We start from the raw sequence: 2769 nt of genomic DNA on the forward strand, positions 1-2769 counted from the left end.
TCGCCGGTCGTCAACGCCCATCCGACCGCGCCGCGGGTCAGTCGCGCCGTGAGCATCGGGTGCGCCGCGCAGACCGCCGCCAGCATGGTCGCGAGATCGTCGACCGACAGTTCCCTCGGTGCCGCCAGCACCATCGACTGGTTGAAGTCGGCGAAGTCCTCGGGTACGGGCGAGGTGTCGACCATCCACGAGATGATCGCGCCGAGTTCGGTCGGCCCGGTGGGTCCGCCGGGCGGGTCGGCCAGTACCGGCAGCGCTGTGGCACCGTCGGTGGCTGCACGGGCCATCGCCCGAACAGTCTTGTGTTCGAAGATGTCTCGTGGGGTCAGCGTCAGTCCGGCGGCCTTGGCCGCCGAGGCGAGCTGGATGGACATGATGGAGTCGCCGCCGAGGGCGAAGAACGATTCGGTCACGCCGACCTCGTCACGACCGAGGAGGCCGGCGACGATCGCGGCGAGAGCGGTCTCGGCGGCGGTGGCCGGCGATACGCGATCGGCGGCCTCGAATACCGGCTCCGGCGCGGGCAGCGCGGCCCGGTCGAGTTTGCCTCCCGGGGTGAGCGGCAACTCCGCGAGGACGACCACCTGGTGCGGGATCATGTGCCCGGCCAGCCGTGCACCGGCGGCGGTGACGATACGCGCCGGGTCGATGGTGGCGCCGTCGTCGGGAACCAGGTAGGCCACGAGCCGCGATCGCCCGGAGTCGTCGGCGACTCCGAGGACCACCGCCGAGGCCACCTCGGGTAGATCGGTGAGCACGGACTCGATCTCGCCGAGTTCGATGCGTTGCCCGTTGATCTTGACCTGATGGTCGGCGCGCCCGGCGAATTCGATCTGCCCGTCGCGGCGCAGACGCACCAGGTCGCCGGTGGCGTACATCCGCTGCCCTGGGATACCGGTGAACGGGTCGGCGACGAAGGACGTTGCCGTCAGGCCCGGCCGTCCCAGGTAGCCGCGGGCCAATGAATCGCTGGTCCCCAGATACAGCTCGCCCACCACCCCGCGCGGCACGGGGTGCAGTCGCGCATCGAGGACGTAGGCGGTGAATCCGCGGACAGGATGGCCGATCGTCACCGGTCGGCCCACCTCGGAGCGGCCGGTGCTCGACCAGACCGTAGCCTCCGACGGGCCGTAGAAGTTGTACATGCGGCGTCCGTCGGCCCCGCGTCCGTCGGCACCGCGCCCATTCGCCCAGCGCGCCACCAGTTCCGGCGGGCAGGCCTCACCGCCGGTGACCAGATTGCGGATCGTGCGACCGCGTTCGACCGGGACGGTCGCGAGCACCGTCGGGGTGATCAGGGTGTCGGTCACCCGATCGCGGCTCAGGACGGCGCCGAGGGCCTCCCCGGCGTAGGCGGTCGGGGGCGCCACCACCAGGGTGTGTCCGAGTGCGACGGACCACATCATCTCCAGCACGGAGGCGTCGAAACTCGGTGAGGCGACGTGCAGGACGCGGGTGTCGGGCGCCTGTTCGGGGGTTCCGGTGATCTCCCGGAGAGCGTCGACGAGAGTCGCGATGCCACGGTTGCCGACGCCGACGGCCTTGGGTCGGCCGGTGGAGCCGGAGGTGTAGACGAGGTAGGCCAGGGTGTCCGGGCCGATCTCGCCGGCACGGTCGGCTGCGGTCACCGGCGCTGCCGGGCGGGCGGGATCCGTGGCGATCGCGACATCGATCCAGTCGCAGCCGCCGGCGGCACCCAGGCGGTGTCGGGTCGCCGCGTTGGTGACGCCCAGGCGCACACCGGAATCGGCGATCATGTAGTCGATGCGGTCCTGGGGGTAGGCCGGATCGATGGGCACGTAGGCGGCTCCGGAACGAATCACGCCGAATACTGCCACGACGGAATCGACGGAGCGTTCGAGGCCGACGGCGACCACGTCGTCGGGGCGCACACCGCGCGCGATGAGCTCGCGCGCCAACCGGTGGGTGCGCTCGTCGAACTCGCTGTGCGAGAGCACCTCACCGTCGCAGATCACCGCATCACAGGCCGGGTCGAGCACCCGCGCGTCGAGGATGTCGACGAGCGGTCGGGGTGTGCTGATCCCGCCGTCGGCGGCCGGCTCGAGGACGCCGGTGGAATTACGACTGGGGCGCATCGCCGAGAGCGCGGCATCGTCGACGACGTCGATGTCGCCGACCGCGCGCCGGGGGTCGGCGACCATGGTGGTGACGACCTGGAGCCAGGTCTGCGCGAACCGGACGACGGTGTCCTCGTCGAACAGCGATGTGGCGTAGAGGAAGTCGGCACGCATCGGACGATCGGCGGACCGGTCGGCGACGCCGACCGTCAGATCGAACTTGGCCACCGCGTTCAGCGGTCCGAGCGGGCGTGCGGCCAGCCCCGCCACCTGAACCTCGGCCTCGGCGTCTGCGGGGGCGCCGGCCGATTCGTGGGTGAACGCGATCTGCACCAGCGGTGGGTAGGCGGTCGAGCGCTCGGGGGCGAGTTCGTCGATGAGATCGTCGAATTGCACGTCGGCGTGGGCGAAGGCTTCGACGTCGGTCGAGCGCACCGCCGCCACGAAGTCGCCGATCGGCACTGCCGGATCGACGTCGGTGCGCAGCACGAGGGTGTTGACGAACATCCCCACCAGATCGGCGAGCGCGGCGTCGGTGCGCCCGGCGATCGGCGCCCCGATCACCACGTCGGAGGTGGCGGCCAGGCGCGCCACGGTGATGGCCAGCGCGGCGTGAGAGAGCATGAACGCCGTCACATCATGTTCGCGGGCAAAGGCTTCGAACTTCGCCGCCACCGCGTCGTCGACCTCG

1 protein-coding gene is annotated in these 2769 nt (G+C 70.9%); it reads right to left on the bottom strand.

The annotated features are described in order from the left end of the window. The coding region (locus tag B1964_RS17550) for a non-ribosomal peptide synthetase (RefSeq protein WP_139765778.1) at window positions 1-2769 on the bottom strand (2769 nt) is incomplete at both ends.

Source organism: Gordonia sp. i37 (assembly GCF_002043085.1).
In the GTDB taxonomy this organism is placed as follows: Bacteria; Actinomycetota; Actinomycetes; order Mycobacteriales; family Mycobacteriaceae; genus Gordonia; species Gordonia polyisoprenivorans.